This is a genomic window from Daejeonella lutea, assembly GCF_900168015.1.
Taxonomy (GTDB): Bacteria; Bacteroidota; Bacteroidia; order Sphingobacteriales; family Sphingobacteriaceae; genus Daejeonella; species Daejeonella lutea.
This window is the reverse complement of the sequence record NZ_FUYR01000001.1, coordinates 702,514-718,152: the sequence shown is the minus strand read 5'-3', so window position 1 is coordinate 718,152 and position 15,639 is coordinate 702,514. Positions and strand designations below refer to the sequence as shown.

At 41.9% G+C, this 15,639-nt stretch carries 14 protein-coding genes; 8 read left to right on the top strand and 6 right to left on the bottom strand.

Annotation, left to right across the window (positions count from 1 at the left end; all coding sequences use genetic code 11):
- Entirely contained in the window at positions 1–1,206 is a 1,206-nt protein-coding gene (locus B5X60_RS03090) for a BaiN/RdsA family NAD(P)/FAD-dependent oxidoreductase (RefSeq protein WP_079701188.1), read from the bottom strand.
- Positions 1,203–3,467 (bottom strand): Tex family protein, encoded by a 2,265-nt coding sequence (locus B5X60_RS03085; RefSeq protein ID WP_079701187.1) that lies wholly within the window; start codon positions 3,465–3,467, stop codon positions 1,203–1,205. The genes B5X60_RS03090 and B5X60_RS03085 overlap by 4 nt, the downstream gene beginning before the upstream one ends.
- A gap of 284 nt (positions 3,468–3,751) precedes the next feature.
- Between B5X60_RS03085 and B5X60_RS03080 the strand changes: the two genes are divergently transcribed.
- Genes B5X60_RS03080 through purE form a run of 4 tightly spaced genes read left to right on the top strand, consistent with a single transcriptional unit; the run spans position 3,752 to position 6,527 of the window.
- Positions 3,752–4,339 (top strand): NADH-quinone oxidoreductase subunit A, encoded by a 588-nt coding sequence (locus B5X60_RS03080; RefSeq protein WP_079701186.1) that lies wholly within the window; start codon positions 3,752–3,754, stop codon positions 4,337–4,339.
- Positions 4,340–4,341: 2 nt separating this feature from the next.
- Positions 4,342–4,824, top strand: coding sequence for an NADH-quinone oxidoreductase subunit B (locus B5X60_RS03075; protein WP_079701185.1), 483 nt, complete (start codon positions 4,342–4,344; stop codon positions 4,822–4,824).
- 21 nt (positions 4,825–4,845) lie between these two features.
- On the top strand, positions 4,846–5,985 hold the full coding sequence (locus tag B5X60_RS03070) for a 5-(carboxyamino)imidazole ribonucleotide synthase (protein WP_079701184.1): 1,140 nt from the start codon (positions 4,846–4,848) through the stop codon (positions 5,983–5,985).
- A gap of 32 nt (positions 5,986–6,017) precedes the next feature.
- Positions 6,018–6,527, top strand: coding sequence for a 5-(carboxyamino)imidazole ribonucleotide mutase (purE, locus tag B5X60_RS03065; RefSeq protein ID WP_079701183.1), 510 nt, complete (start codon positions 6,018–6,020; stop codon positions 6,525–6,527).
- An 89-nt stretch (positions 6,528–6,616) separates the two neighbouring features.
- On the opposite strand, the gene B5X60_RS03060 is transcribed toward purE, so the two are convergent.
- A complete protein-coding gene (locus B5X60_RS03060) occupies positions 6,617–7,177 on the bottom strand; it encodes a YqgE/AlgH family protein (RefSeq protein ID WP_079701182.1) in 561 nt (186 codons plus the stop codon).
- 279 nt (positions 7,178–7,456) lie between these two features.
- Here B5X60_RS03060 and pdxH point away from each other — a divergent pair, with 279 nt between their 5' ends.
- From pdxH to B5X60_RS03045, 3 genes are read left to right on the top strand one after another with little or no spacing between them, the layout of a single operon-like run.
- Positions 7,457–8,110, top strand: a complete 654-nt coding sequence (gene pdxH / locus B5X60_RS03055) for a pyridoxamine 5'-phosphate oxidase (protein WP_079701181.1) — start codon at positions 7,457–7,459, stop codon at positions 8,108–8,110.
- 5 nt (positions 8,111–8,115) lie between these two features.
- Positions 8,116–8,613 (top strand): NADH-quinone oxidoreductase subunit C, encoded by a 498-nt coding sequence (locus tag B5X60_RS03050; protein ID WP_079702285.1) that lies wholly within the window; start codon positions 8,116–8,118, stop codon positions 8,611–8,613.
- A gap of 50 nt (positions 8,614–8,663) precedes the next feature.
- On the top strand, positions 8,664–9,845 hold the full coding sequence (locus B5X60_RS03045) for an NADH-quinone oxidoreductase subunit D (RefSeq protein ID WP_079701180.1): 1,182 nt from the start codon (positions 8,664–8,666) through the stop codon (positions 9,843–9,845).
- Between the two features lie 119 nt (positions 9,846–9,964).
- On the opposite strand, the gene B5X60_RS03040 is transcribed toward B5X60_RS03045, so the two are convergent.
- Together B5X60_RS03040 and B5X60_RS03035 are read right to left on the bottom strand one after the other, a co-directional pair.
- Positions 9,965–11,050, bottom strand: coding sequence for a S1 family peptidase (locus B5X60_RS03040; RefSeq protein WP_079701179.1), 1,086 nt, complete (start codon positions 11,048–11,050; stop codon positions 9,965–9,967).
- Positions 11,051–11,059: 9 nt separating this feature from the next.
- On the bottom strand, positions 11,060–11,626 hold the full coding sequence (locus B5X60_RS03035) for an RNA polymerase sigma factor (RefSeq protein WP_079701178.1): 567 nt from the start codon (positions 11,624–11,626) through the stop codon (positions 11,060–11,062).
- Positions 11,627–11,764: 138 nt separating this feature from the next.
- Between B5X60_RS03035 and B5X60_RS03030 the strand changes: the two genes are divergently transcribed.
- On the top strand, positions 11,765–11,962 hold the full coding sequence (locus tag B5X60_RS03030; protein ID WP_079701177.1) for a hypothetical protein: 198 nt from the start codon (positions 11,765–11,767) through the stop codon (positions 11,960–11,962).
- A gap of 274 nt (positions 11,963–12,236) precedes the next feature.
- Here B5X60_RS03030 and B5X60_RS03025 read toward each other — a convergent pair whose 3' ends face one another.
- Entirely contained in the window at positions 12,237–15,638 is a 3,402-nt protein-coding gene (locus tag B5X60_RS03025) for an efflux RND transporter permease subunit (RefSeq protein WP_079701176.1), read from the bottom strand.
- Position 15,639 lies beyond the last annotated feature (1 nt).

Sequence of the window (15,639 nt, the reverse complement as noted above, 5' to 3'; positions counted from 1 at the left end):
CTACAAATGTTGAGCCATAATATATCCACTAGACCAGGCCCACTGAAAGTTATACCCTCCAAGCCAGCCGGTTACGTCTACACATTCGCCACCAAAGAATAGGCCGGGAATTTTTTTTGACTCCAGGGATTTGGATGATAATTCATCGGTGTCAATGCCTCCACGCATAACCTCAGCTTTATCATAGCCTTTATCACCCGCCGGCTTCACGATAAAGAAATGTATCATTCTTTCTATTTCATTCAGCTCGGCTTTTGTTAGGGAGGCCAGGTTCTTAGTTACCGGGAGAAATTTAGCAAGGGCATCAGCAAACTTCTTGGTATAGATCTCAGCCAGCATACCCCCAAGTGTCTTTCGCCCATTTACTGCTCGACCAGCCTCAATTAGATCTTTGATTTTATCATTGGGAAGAAGATCAATTTCAATGTGTTCACCAGGCCGCCAGTACGAAGAAATTTGGAGGATTGCTGGTCCGCTGAGACCCCAGTGCGTAAAAAGTATATTCTCCTCAAAACTGATGCGAGTATTTGATACCCTGCAAAAAATCGAATTGCCAGACAGTTGAGCATACCATTCTGCATCTTTCCCGGTAATGGTGAGGGGCACCAGCGCGGGTGCTGTTGGTATTACCTTTAATCCAAATTGCTTTGCAATACGAATTCCGAAGTCTGTAGCCCCCATTTTTGGTATCGGCAATCCCCCTGATGTGACTACAACCTTTGCCGCTGATAGAGTTTTGAGTTTAGCATTTTTCTCATAGGAAATATCAAATCCTCCGTTGGCGCATTGAGTGATCTGCTTAACTTCGGCCCCGCAAATAATCTCCTGCCCCATTTCATAGCACAAATCTTCAAACACCCTGACAATATCCTTTGCATTATTGGTTTCAGGAAACAGCTGTCCCAGCGTTTTCTCCTGGCCATTTATGCCATAGGTCTCGAAAAAACTTATGGTATCCTGAACGGTGAACTGTGAAAATGCAGACTTGCAGAAATGAGGATTCTGCGAAATGAAATTGGCTTCAGTAGCATATAAGTTGGCAAAATTGCACCTGCCGCCTCCCGAAATAAGGATCTTCGCCCCTACTTTATCATTCTTTTCAAGAATCAGGACCTTTTTGCCTAGATACCCTGCCTGAACCGCACACATTAGTCCGCATGCACCTCCACCGATAATAATAGCATCAAAGTCTTGTTCCTTATTCATGAAAACTTATCTTTCAATGCCGCCAGTTTTATGGCGATATCGGTTTCAGGCTCAGGCCGCGGTTTCTGTACTGGCCGCGATTCTGTCCGCTCAGGTTTTACAAATTTAGGTTTTGGTTTAGCTGCCGGCGCTTCCTCCGTTTTCATTGTCAGTGCTATCCGCTTGCGTGCAACATCGATTTCTGTTACTTTAACCTGAACCTTCTGACTTACTTTAACTACTTCGTTCGGGTCTTTTACAAATTTATTTGACAGCTGGCTAACATGGACGAGGCCATCCTGATGAACACCAATATCAACAAATGCTCCAAAGGCTGTGATATTAGTAACAATTCCGGGCAGAGTCATACCAACATGCAAATCAGTGATCGCATTGATTCCGTCAGAAAAAGTAAATGCCTCGAACTGCTCTCTGGGATCCAATCCCGGCTTAGCCAGTTCATTTAGTATATCGTTTAATGTGGGCAATCCAACGGTTTCACTCACATAATTTTGCAGCTTTATCTGCTTCCTGAATTTATCTTCTTTGATAAGCTCTTCAAGTGAACATCCCAGGTCTCTTGCCATTTTTTCAACCAGGCTATACCTTTCAGGATGTACTGCACTGCCGTCTAGCGGATGATCCGAATTTCTAATCCGGAGAAAGCCGGCTGCCTGCTCAAAAGCTTTTTCACCCAGCCGGGGAATTTGCTTGAGATCCGATCTTCTTTTAAATGCTCCGTTCTTGTTTCTATGCTCTACTATGTTTTGAGCAAGTTGGGGACCAAGACCGGAGATATACGAAAGGATCTGTTTAGATGCTGTGTTGAGTTCCACTCCGATTGAATTCACACAGCTGATTACCGTATCATCCAGGGAGGTCTGTAAATGATTTTGGTCAACATCATGCTGATATTGTCCAACCCCTATCGATTTAGGGTCAATTTTAACGAGTTCAGCTAAAGGATCCATCAGGCGTCGCCCTATTGAAACGGCCCCTCTTACGGTGATATCTTTATCTGGAAATTCTTCCCGCGCAACCTCTGAGGCTGAATATATGGATGCGCCGCTTTCATTTACCATCACTACAATGATATCTGTGAGATCAAGTGATCGCACAAATGTCTCCGTTTCACGTCCGGCAGTACCGTTCCCGATTGCGATAGCTTCGATTTTATATTTCTCTGCCAAAAATCGTACTGTTTTTGCAGCTTCTTTCGAACTTTCATTCCCATTATGGGGGTAAATGTTGGTGTTTTCCAGGAGCTGGCCTTGTTCGTCTAAACAAACAACTTTACATCCGGTCCTGAAACCAGGGTCAATTGCCATAATACGTTTTTGTCCGACAGGTGCGGCAAGCAATAATTGGCGAGCGTTATCAGCAAAAACACGAATGGCTTCAGTATCAGCAGCCTTTTTCGTCAGTAATCTTACTTCCGTTTCCATTGACGGCTTGATGAGGCGTTTAAAGGAATCAGCAGCAGCAAGCTTTACTTCAGCAGATGATGGGTTGTTGCTGGTGACAAACATATTTTCTAATATGATCAGGGCCTCGTCTTCCGGTACTTCAATATCCAGGGTAAGTATGATCTCTTTCTCTGCCCTCCTCAGCGCAAGTACACGATGTGACGGCGCAGATTTTACGGGTTCACTCCAGTCGAAGTAATCTTTGTATTTCTGTCCGGCTTCTTCTTTTCCCTTTATAAGCTTGGAATGAAAACTCCCTTTGTTAAGAAAAAACTCACGCATTTTAGACCGGAGATCAGCATTTTCGGCCATAAACTCTGCAAGTATATCCCTGGCACCCGCGAGGGCATCAGCAGTGGTAGCTACTCCTTTTTCTTCATCAATATATTTAGCGGCTTCAAGCTCCAGATCAATATTCAGCTGTTCGAGCACTTTATCTGCCAATGGCTGTAACCCACGCTCCCTGGCTGCCGATGCTTTGGTTTTACGTTTAGGTTTGTAGGGAAGGTAAATATCTTCCAGGGCAACCATCGTCTCTGCATTCTTAATCAGCGTTTCTAACTCGGGTGTGAGCACATTCAGATCAGTCATAGATTTCAATATCGCTTCCCTCCGCTTATCCAGATCGAGTAATTGCTGCATCCTATCCCTTATAGCAGCGACTTGAACCTCATCAAGACTTCCGGTCATCTCTTTACGGTAACGGGAAATGAACGGAACCGTACCTCCTTCATCTAATAATTTTACAGTTACCTCAACCTGCTTCTCCTGCACGGATAATTCTGATGCTATTTTTTTATAATTGCTCTGGCTCATTCCTGTTCGTAATTGTGATGCGAATTTGCAGTTAAGAGTTTTAAAATCAAAAAAACCTTATCCACATGTGCCTGGGATTTAGAAACAGTATTCAGTAATCAGTGCCAACGAATATGCAGTACCAAACGTTTACCGATTACGGATTACCGATTTCTGACTACTGATTACTGACTACTGACTACTGATTACTAATCACCCTTTAACCGATCAGTCGGCTCCGCCCCTGGTAACTTCTGTTTCCCGAATACTGTTACCATTGCCGATTTATTACTATTTTTGGCCTGATGATCGAACCATCTCAGCTATCAGAATTCGGCAAGGTATTTATCTACATGGTGATGGGCATTTTATTTGTCCTGTTCACATTCTTCCTTGGATGGCTCGTTGCCCTTAAAAGGCCAAATCCCGCTAAGCTAAGCTCCTACGAATGTGGTGAAGAACCAACAGGCAGTTCGTGGATTCAATTCAATTCACGTTTTTATGTCGTCGCTTTAATATTCTTGCTGTTCGATGTCGAGATGGTTTTTATTTTCCCCTGGGCTACGATATTTAGCCAGGAGACACTGCTGGCTGCGGACAGTCGCTGGGGCTGGTTGACCATGATTGAAATGTTCATTTTTATCGGCATTCTTCTAATCGGCTTAATGTATGTTTGGAAAAAGGGTGATCTGAATTGGATCAAACCTGTGAATGAGCTGCCAGTTGGTCCCGGCAAAGTTCCAATGTCGATGTATGCAAAGATTAACAATGACAATTACATTGTAAGAAAGTTTTCTTTGGAAAACCAGGTCCTTCATGACTCGATTATCCAGGAAGATAGCAAACCCCTTTCGGTAAAGCCTGCATTTAAACCGCAATTTAAAAAACGCTAAGAGTGAGTTTAGAAATTAAGAATGATAACGGTGGTTTTGTAATCACGAAAATGGATGATCTGCTGAATTGGGCGCGTCTTTCATCTTTGTGGCCTATGAGTTTTGGGATAGCATGCTGTGCTATCGAAATGATGGGGTCAATGGCATCAACCTACGACCTGGATCGTTTTGGAGTTTTTCCAAGGCCCTCACCACGACAGTCGGACGTCATAATTATAGCCGGTACAGTCACGTTCAAGATGGCAGAGCGCATTAGAAGGCTTTATGAACAAATGCCAGAGCCGAGATATGTGATCTCTATGGGGTCATGCTCAAACTGCGGGGGTCCATATTGGCAGCATGGCTACCATGTGGTCAAAGGGGTCGACCGGATCATACCTGTTGACGTTTATGTGCAGGGATGTCCGCCACGACCGGAATCGTTAATAGGCGGTATACTTGAATTACAGAAGAAGATAGAGCAGGAAAGTTTACTTAATAGCTAAGAGCAAACAATTTAATACACTATGAAATCATTTTACGGGGATTTGAAACTTGGAATATTAGGCGGCGGTCAGCTTGGGCGGATGCTTATCCAGGAATCAATAAACTTCAATATCACTACTCATGTCCTGGATCCAGATGCTGATGCCCCCTGTAAAGACCTTTGTAATAAGTTCGTTAAAGGTTCACTTACAGATTATCAAACAGTATATGAATTTGGCAAGGGTGTTGATCTGATCACGATAGAGATAGAAAAAGTTAATGTAGATGCATTGGAGCAACTTGAAAACGAAGGCGTTTTGGTTTATCCACAGTCGCGTGTAATCAGGTTGATCCAGGACAAAGGTGTACAAAAGCAGTTTTTCAAAGAGAATGACATACCCAGCTCAAGATTTCAGTTGATTCAAAACCGTACTGAGCTCAAGAATGTAGAATTTTCGCTGCCATTCATTCAAAAACTCCGAAAAGACGGGTACGACGGACGAGGTGTTCATCCTGTCAGAAGCACTGCCGATCTGGATGCTGCATTCGATGCTCCCAGCCTTATTGAAGATTGGGTTGATTTTGAAAAAGAGCTGGCAGTGATCGTTTCCCGGAATGAAGATGGGGAAATTAAGACCTTTCCGTGTGTAGAAATGGAGTTTAATCCGGAAGCGAACTTGGTTGAATTTCTCATATCTCCATCTACGCTGCCTGAAGAAATACTTAAGAAAGCCGATGAACTGGCTGTAAAGATTGCCCAGGATCTCAAAATTGTCGGGGTATTGGCCGTTGAACTATTCCTGACTAAAGACGGAGAAATACTCGTGAATGAACTCGCTCCCCGTCCGCACAATAGTGGACATCAAACCATTGAGGGAAACTATACCTCTCAATATGAGCAGCATCTACGGGCGATTTTTAATTTACCACTTGGCGATACCCGTTCAATAAGCAATGCCGTGATGATCAATCTTTTGGGAGAAAAAGGATTTGAAGGACCCGCTGAATATGAAGGACTGAATAATATTCTTAAAATAGATGGAGTGTATGTACATCTTTATGGTAAGAAGCTTACTAAGCCTTTTCGAAAAATGGGCCATGTGACAATTCTTGACGATGACAGGGAAAAAGCCATAGAAAAGGCAAAGTTTGTGCAGACAACTATTAAAGTAAAGATTTAATTTATTAAGTTAAAATACTTATATTCAATACAATGGATAATACTAAGCAAACCAACGTACCGCTGGTTGGAATAATAATGGGAAGCAAATCCGATCTTAATGTGATGCAGGATGCTGCTGATGTTTTGAAGGAATTAGGTGTTAGCTATGAACTGACAGTGGTATCAGCTCACAGAACCCCTGAGCGGATGTTCCATTATGCAAAATCAGCTCATGGAAGAGGATTACGTGTGATCATCGCTGGTGCGGGTGGTGCTGCTCATCTGCCTGGAATGGTTGCGTCCATTACGCATATACCTGTTATCGGTGTTCCGGTAAAATCGTCAAATTCTATTGACGGCTGGGATTCTGTACTTTCGATCCTTCAAATGCCTAATGGAATTCCTGTAGCCACAGTAGCACTTAACGCGGCAAAGAACGCAGGCATACTGGCAGCTCAAATACTTGGAACCGCTGATACGACTTTATCACAAAAATTAATTGATTTTAAGGAAGAGTTGAGAAAAAAGGTGGAAGAGAGTGCGAAAGAGATGGAAGGGTGATGAGAAATGAGATTTGAGATCTGCTCCAGTTCCACAAATGGTACGTCAGGTTTATGCTCATTTCTCACAACTTATGGCTCATCTCAAAGCTAGTTCCACTGCGGATTTTCCGGGAAATTTGCAATGTGGGCATATTTTGGACCTAATCCAATCACCACCTCTTTCCACAAGTTTTCTTCATCCTCAACAAAAATTACCTCTGAATTATACTTGCTGGCGACCAGCCATGAGTTCTGATCCAGTTCACTTTCAAGCTGTTCTTCTGCCCACCCAGAGTATCCCATAAAGAACTTAATTTCAGAACTGTCAATTTGATTGTTGCTGATCAAAATTTGCAGGGCTTCAAAGTTCCCACCCCAATATACACCTTCCATAATTTCGATGCCGCTGCTCAGTTTGTCATAACAAGAATGGATAAAGTGGAGGGTATCGTTGGCTACCGGGCCGCCGATATAAACCGGCAATGAACAATTAGATTCTGGAAGTATATCACTGACAATAAAATCGCTTCTTTGGTTCAAAATAAAACCAATAGCTCCCTGCTCTTCAAATTCAGTTAGAAGAACGACTGAGCGTTTAAAATTCGGATCCAGCATGAATGGCTCTGAAACAAGCAGGCTTCCTTTTTGAGGTTTAACGGGAGTTAGCATAGGAGGATAACAAGATCGGTCATAAAGTGTTTTACGGAGTAGGCTGTGACATATTGGCTGTGACATATGGACTTCTTTCTAGCGCACCAACCAGTTATTAAATCATAGGAATTAAGTAGTCTTATATTCATCTTTTTTCAGATCATTTCTAGTACCTCATAACTCATTTCTATAAGATAAATATAAAGGATACACCCCAAACTAATAAAATCCAGCTCGCATTTGTTAAGTTTGTGCAGGGAAATACCTTCCCGCCCTCATTGTGCTTATTATCAAAGAATGTCAGTAGAAAAAACAGTTATCGAAAACTTACGCCAGGAATACAGCTCCGAGAGTTTATCTGAAAAGGATGTGGCTAAAGACCCTATTAAGCAGTTCGGAAAGTGGTTTAAGGAGGCAATGGATGCTGGTATCAACGAGCCAAACGCCATGACGCTGGCTACGACTAGCATCGACAGAAAACCATCTGCACGGATAGTACTTATGAAAGGCTACGAGGAAAGAGGTTTTATTTTCTATAGCAATTATTTGAGTGCTAAGGGCAAAGAAATGGCTAAAAACCCGGTGGTTGCACTTGTATTTTTCTGGCCGGAACTGGCCCGACAAATCCGCATTGAGGGAACCGTCGATAAACTGACCAAGGAAGAATCTGAAAAATATTTCCATTCGCGACCTAAGGGAAGTCAGATTGGCGCGGTCGTATCACCTCAAAGCCAGGTAATCGACGGCCGTGCAGGACTGGAGAAAAGCTGGCACGAAACTGAATCCCGATATGAAAACAGAGATATTCCTAAACCCGCATATTGGGGTGGTTACGTGGTGAGGCCACAGGTAGTGGAGTTCTGGCAAGGGCGTCCCAGCAGGCTTCACGACAGAATTGTATATAAAAAAGCGGACAAGCAAAACTGGAAGATTGTTCGGCTTGCCCCTTAATGGAAATGGAATTCGACGATATTAAGAACCTTATTACTGAAAAATTCGGTGTTTCAGCCATTGTTGAGGAACAAAGCGGCGGACTTCAGCATGCTCTTATCATTAACCCTGATCAAATTGCCAGCGTGTGTCTGGAATTACGCAATAATGAGCAAACCTATTTTGATTTTCTGTCTTGTCTTACCGGGGTAGATTACGGTGTTGAAGAAAATAAATTCGGTGTGGTATATCATCTCGCATCGATACCATTCAAATCTCAGCTTACACTTAAAGTAATTAAAGAACATGATCGCAACGCTGAGAAGTCCCCATCCTTCCAAAGTGTTTCCCACGTCTGGAAAACTGCGGAGTGGCATGAAAGAGAAGCCTATGATTTGTTCGGTATCTTATTCGAAGGAAATCCTGATCTTAGGCGAATACTTCTTCCTGATGACTGGGAAGGATATCCCCTTCGTAAAGATTATGTTGCTGCCGATGAATATAAAGGCATAAAAATAAGTTAGTTGCAGAAATTGCACACATTATTCGTATTGAAGATTCACAGCTCACACTAATGCGCCCAGTTAAAACAAGATATACCCAGCTTACGGAACATCTCGAACCGGAAGAGATGATCATCAACATGGGTCCGCAGCATCCTTCAACCCACGGTGTCCTGCGACTTGAATTAATTACAGATGGGGAAATCGTTAAAGAGGTCCTTCCTCATATGGGCTATCTACATCGCTGCTTTGAAAAACACTGTGAAAGCCTGAGCTACCAGCAGATCATTCCTTTTGTCGACAGAATGGATTATCTGGCATCCATGAATAACGACCATGCCTTTGTAATGGGGGTTGAACGGATGATGGGTATCGATAAGGATATTCCTAAGCGGATCGAATACATACGTGTTCTTGTCTGCGAGCTGAATCGTATTGGTTCGCACCTGATAGCCATTGGAACTTATGGGATTGACATTGGCGCCTTCACTCCTTTCCTGTGGTGCTTCCGCGACCGGGAACATATCATGAATATGCTAGAATGGGCTTCAGGATCGCGGATGCTTTACAATTACATCTGGGTTGGCGGTTTGTTTTACGATTTACCTGTTGGGTTTGAAGAGCGCTGCAAAGAGTTTATAGACTATTTCAAACCGAAGCTACAAGAGCTCAATGAGTTGCTAACCGATAACCAGATCTTTATTAACAGGACTGCCGGTGTCGGCATTCTTCCTCTGGATGTTGCGATCAATTATGGCTGTTCGGGACCAATGTTAAGGGGGTCCGGATTGAAATGGGATCTGCGTCGTATAGACGAATATTCGGTATACCCTGAACTAGAATTCGACATTCCTATCGGAAAAGGCGAAATGGGTAAAGCAGGAGATTGCTGGGACCGCTACAAAGTACGCGTCGACGAGATAGTAGAATCAGTTCGTATCATTGAGCAATGCCTGGAGCGTCTTCAAAAAGAGCTGAAACGGACCCCTGAATTCGACCCACGTGCAAAACTTCCTAAAAAGATTATACCCAAAGAGCAGGATTTTTATATCCGCGCCGAGAATCCTAAAGGCGAACTTGGCTATTATTTTATTACTGATGGAAAAACAGAGATCCCGAAACGTGTAAAGGCACGTGCACCGAGCTTCAATAACCTATCTGTACTACCAGAAATAACTCGAGGGGTTTTGATTGCTGATTTGGTAGCGATACTGGGTTCAATTGATATCGTGCTTGGTGAAGTAGACAGGTAATGTTCAAGGTGCGAGCCAAGGATACCCTATATCAATGGCAATTCAAGTAGAATCAGTCAGCCTAATAACAAAAAATCCCGGCTAAAGCCAGGATTTATGACCTCAATTTATTAATTACCTTAATATACTTTTACCATAAAGATATAAGGTTCCAGTTTTTTGAACTGTTCAGAAGGTTTTAAACCTGCCATCTGGTTACGTTTATTCAAAACTAACTTATCGATCAATGAATCTTGTGGAATCGCCTCTATGGCTTTTAACAAATAACTCGACTTCACAGCGAATGCCACCCCGTCTACAAGGGTCTGTTTACGGTTGATAATTCCCACCACGTTACCTCTATTATCCAGAAGTGGTCCACCACTATTTCCCGGATTAACAGCGATAGAAACCTGGTATGCAACTGTATCTCCAGCATAACCATTTTTAGAGCTTACATAACCCTCATTATATACCAAATCATCTTTTGGAAAACCTACGGTATAAACGCCTTCCGCGACATTAGATGCAGATCTTTTAAACGTGTAAGGCAGTGAAGCCAGATCCTTAAAGGCAGTATCTACAATTTGTAATACAGCCAGATCATAGGATGGATCGATATAAATTTGCTTTGCCTTGTAAGATTCACCTGCAGAGTTCTGTACATAAATAGAATCTGCGTCTTTAACAACATGATAATTAGTTACGACATACCCGTTAGACGTAATTGCAAAACCGGTACCACCAAACTGACCTGGATTAACTGGCCCTCTCGCGGGCTTATCAGTAAGCTTTTTATTAAGGGCATTTTGAGAGCGCTCAATGCTGCTCAATTTACGTCTCAAATAGCTGTCAGAAATTTTCTCCGTAAAATAGCCTGTAGAAAATAATGTCCCGAATACAGCAATCATCGCAACAGTTGCAGCAATTGCTGTACTTACACGATATTTATTCCAAAGTTTGTGGATAACCGGAAGATCTGGTTTCACTTCTCTTTTTAACGAATCAACATCGATTTCCTGGTGAATAGTGTTCATCTCCGCTGTCAGCCGAACTCTTTCGCCATATTCAGTCAGGTGACTTACAAGGTTTTCATGTTCAACTACATTGAGATCAAAAGCCGGATCGGTACTTCTTTTCTGTTGAAAATCCGCAAGTTCAGCGGGTGACAGCTCACCCCTTAGATACGCATCGATCAAATTGGTAATTTCAGTATCCTTATTCATTTTCTTTAATTATGATTGAAAAAATAGCTTTTTCAATCGCTGCAGGCATTTATACTTCTGAGTTTTGGCATTATCCGCATTGGTATAGCCGAACTTTTCAGAGATCTCCTGCATAGATCTATTTTGTAAGTAGTAATCTTCAATTATGGTCTTGCATGGCTCTCCCAATTGCTTAAGCGCATGTTCCATCATTGTAAACTGTCTGTCTTTCTCTTCGTGCTTCTCCAAATCATCCTCGATAGGAATTATTTCAGAAAAATCCTCAATGTTTCGAACATTGCGACTCTGAGCGTTCAGGCGTTTCAGCCACAATCGCCGACAAACAGAATATAAAAAAGTTTTGAGCTTACTGTTCAGCTCAAAATTTCCGCTTTTAACCTTATTATAAAGAACGATAACCGACTCCTGAAAAATATCCTTTGCATCATCCTCATTTCCATTATTGTTCAGTACTAATTGAAGTACCATAGGGAAATAAGTTTTGTAAAGCCGGTTTAATATATCTTTAGAGTCATTCAGTATTCCCAGTATGATCTCATTATCGGCTGGAACTGAACTTTTTATCTCTTTTCTCACTATTAATACTTTTTACGGGGAATTGTAACCCAATGATAGCAAAAATATTTTTTTATATTTTTTTCAAATCAGCGGGTTACCTTTTCAATTAACGGGTATTAAGTGTAAATTATTTAAATAACTTTTAACCACTAAACAATGAAAAATTTATTCAAATTCGGTTTCTTAGCTCTAGCTATCTCTTTATCAGTTGCTGCTTGTAACTCAAACAAAACTGAAGAAGCTGCTGCTGACACAATTGATTCTACTGCAGAAGTAACTACTGATTCTTTAGAAGCTCAAATCGATACTGTTGATTCAGCTGCTGCAGTTGCTGTTGATTCAGTAAAACACTAATTAACCAAAAATTACAAGAAAGACCTTCTCATTCATTTGAGAGGGTTTTTTTGTGGGTATTATTTGAGGCAAGAATCAAAATTTTGGTGGCTTACACCAGTATGGGGCATGTCGGATAGATAGTCTCTTAACAGCAAGTTGGGTCATGCAACACTTCAAAATTTATACTTCAACTTAACTCGCTTCTATCTTGTTCCCAGGTTCTTGATTCCAACAAAAAAAACGAGCCTCTTTCGAAGCTCGCTCATCAACTAAAACTAAACTAAAACTATTTTTATACTGTTTCCGCTGGTTCTGCTGCAGGTTTCTTTTTAAACCAACCTTTTATCTTTTTCGAATTCGAGTCAGCTATCAGCAACATACAAGGCACTAATATCAAAGTCAGGAACGTAGCGAAACTTAGTCCAAATATCATTGTCCACGACAATGGACCCCAGAAGGCTACGTTGTCACCTCCAAAATATAGATGAGGATTAAACTCGCTGAACAAGGTTGTAAAATCCATATTCAATCCCACTGCCAGAGGAATAAGTCCTAACATCGTTGCAGTAGCTGTCAATAACACCGGCGTCATACGGGTACGACCTGCTTCGAGGATTGCATCACGAACGGTCATACCATCAGCAATCATTAACTCGAAAAATTCTACAAGCAGAATACCATTTCGGACTACGATTCCTGCGAGGGCGATAATACCAACTCCGGACATAACGATCGACATATCCATTCGGAAAATGATTACACCCAGTAACACACCAATGATACTCAGGCCAATTTCACTTAGGATAATCAGAGGTTTTGAGATAGAGTTAAACTGTGCAACAAGGATCATTAGAATCAAGCCCATTGAAATCATTAAAGCCGTACCAAGGAAATTCATGGTCTCCTGCTGCTCCTCCTGCTCACCTGCCATTTTCACTTCGATTCCAGCCGGCGGGTTGTATTGATCAATTTCATTTTGAATATTAGCAACAACCTCGTTTGGATTGTATTCGCCCAATACATTCGAAGACAAAATGATAATGCGCTTTTCCTGTTTACGTTTGATTCCACCATATGTATTAACATAATCAATTGATGCGAATGATGACAATGGAACCTGGCGAATAATTCCGCCCATTCCCATATCACGGTAGGTCATTTTCATGTTCCTGAGTGCATCCAGATTATTTCGCTGTGACTCGGTTGCACGAAGGTTAATTTCATAGTCCTCATCAGCATCTCTGAATTTAGAAACTTCTTTACCAAATATAGCGGTACGAAGGTCCATACCGATTTGGCCAGAAGAGATTCCTTCACGATTTGCCCGTTCCCTGTCGATGTCAAATATGATCTCAGGCTTGTTATTTTGAAAATCAGATTTTAATTCTTCAACTCCGGCAATCTGCTTTGAAATGAGATACTGTTTTAAGTTCTCAGATGTCTTCACCAAAGAATCCAGGTTATTACCAGTGATCTCGATACTGATTGGCTTGGCTGTTGGTGGTCCCCCCTGCTCCTGTGCAACTGTGATCTCTGCGCCAGGAATACCTTTCACAGCTTTACGGATCTTATCAAGATAAATAGAAGTGCTTTCTCCGGTCCTTTCGCCAAAATTCACAAAAGCCACTGTCACTTTACCCATATTCGAATACTGACCCTGGTCCTCACTCTGAGGATCGGTTACACCGATAGTGACGTTTGAGATAATGGAAGAAACGTCAGGATTATTTCTGCCCACAACCTTCGTTACATCATTTTCAACTTTCTTAACAACTTCATTTGTAAACGCCTGGTCTGTTCCAACTGGCAGGTGAATATAAACGAATACGAAGTTGGGATCGCTGCTTGGGAAGAACACTACCTTTGGTGGAACAACCATCATCAGACCGATTGTGAAGATGAACAATCCGACCGTACCCCAGAGAATTGCCCTTGGCCAGTTCAGTGCCCATTTCAGAACAGAAACATACTTATCCTGAACTGCTGGCCATATACGAGTTTGAAACCGCTGTATGCCTTTAGCGAGGTAAAAATGGTGCAATAAATAAAGTAATGCCAGGAACACAACAAAATTACCCAGGCCAAAACTTATTAGATAAGAAAGCACGGCTGCTCCAAGAAATATCAGCAGGGTTTTCTTAACTCCTTTATCAAACCTTGGTTTAACCGGACTATGATCTTCAGGCTGCATGAAATCAACCGCAAATACCGGGTTAATTATATAAGCAACAACAAGAGATGCCAAAAGAGTGATGATCAACGTCATTGGCAGGAAGAACATAAACTCCCCGATCACCCCTGGCCAGAACAATAGCGGTACGAATGGTGCAAGTGTTGTTAGAGTTCCAGAAAGTACCGGTAAAAAAACTTCCGCAGCTGCTGCTTTCGCAGCCTTTTTGATTGGAACTTTTCCATTGTCAAATATCCTGTGAGTATTTTCAATTACTACGATCGCATCGTCAACTACAATTCCCAGACCGAGTAGGAACGAGAACAATACCATCATGTTCATGGTAAAGCTGAACCCGAATAAACCACCGAGTGCCGGCATCGCCATAAAGGCGATGAACATGGATAATGGCACCGACAAAGCAACAAAAAGAGCGTTTGTTACACCCATGAAAAACATCAGTATCACCGTTACCAGAATAAAACCAATAATTATGGTATTAATAAGGTCATGCAGGGTAACGCGGGTCTTGTCTGACTGATCGCCAGTGATCGTAACTTCCAGGTTCTTAGGTAAAGTAGTTGCCTTTAATTCATTTACAAGGGCATTAATTTTATCCGAAGCATCGATGAGGTTCTCGCCGCTTCTTTTCTTTACGTTCAGGGTTATTACATTCTTTCCATATAAGCGGGCATAACTCTCCTGCTCCTTGAAAGAATCTTTAACTTCTGCGATATCACGAAGATAAACAGACGCACCGGTAGGTGTTTTAATAATAAGATTTGAAATTTCATCAGCACTTGCGAACTCTTTTTTAACGTTAAGCGTACGTCTAATGCCATCCATCTTGATCGTCCCACCAGAAATCGTTAAGTTTTCATATCCCACAGCACGTTCAATATCGCTGAAAGAGATTTGTGCCGCAGCCATTTTAATCAAATCGGCATTAATTTGTACTTCTTGATCCAGGGCACCAACAATATCGACACCAGAGATCTCTTTAAGACTTTCGACCTCGTCCTGGATATCTTCAGCATATTTTTTGAGACTCTTCAAATCATAATCACCCGAAATATTCAGATACATGATAGGAAGGTCAGCAAGATTAATATCCATCACATTTGGATCATTCGGAAGATCAGAAGGAAGGTCCTGACGAGCTTTATCAACTGCGTCCTTTACCCGTTGTTTTGCATCTTTGATGTCAACATTTGTGTTGAATTCTGCCGTTATGATTGAAAAATCCTGGTAGGAATTTGATGTTATCTTCTTCAAACCGGAGGTCGATTTCAATTGTTTCTCGATCTGCTTGGTAACCAGGTTTTCCATGTTTGCAGGAGATGTACCCGGATAAACTGTCTGAACGAAAATTTTTGGAATAATTACCTCAGGAAAATTCTCTTTCGGGAGGTTATTATATGATGAATATCCAATTATGGCAATAATCAGCGTCAGCACGTATATGGCTGTACGGTTTTCAATTGCCCAACTGGAGGGTTTAAACTCTTTGTTAATGTCTTCCATT